This is a genomic window from Chromohalobacter sp. HP20-39, from assembly GCF_033052815.1.
Lineage (GTDB): Bacteria > Pseudomonadota > Gammaproteobacteria > Pseudomonadales > Halomonadaceae > Chromohalobacter.
Window position 1 is genome coordinate 1 of the sequence record NZ_JAWHTP010000441.1, and the last position, 308, is coordinate 308.

1 protein-coding gene is annotated in these 308 nt (G+C 64.3%); it reads left to right on the forward strand.

Annotation, left to right across the window (positions count from 1 at the left end; genetic code table 11):
- Window positions 1-308: hypothetical protein (locus RVY79_RS18730; RefSeq protein ID WP_317466057.1), on the forward strand; the 308-nt coding region annotated here is incomplete at both ends.

Here is a 308-nt window from a genome sequence, read left to right on the forward strand (position 1 = left end):
GTCCTGGCGATATTGCGGTCCTATGCCGCAAGAATGACCAAGTCGAACTGGCGGTGACATCGCTGACCCGGTGGGGCATCCCATCGGCAAGTCCCCGAGCAGGTCTGCTGGGGACACCCGAGGCCATCTTTGTCCTGGCGTGCCTACGACGTTTGCTCGACCCCGGCGATACCGTCGCATCTGCCCTGGTGCTTGGCCTAGCGGATGGTGTGCCGGTGGAGGAGTGGCTAGCCGACCGGCTCAGATTCATTTCCGAAGAGGGCGCGGTGTCGCACCAGTGGAGGCCTACTGGCGCCTCAGCGCATCCG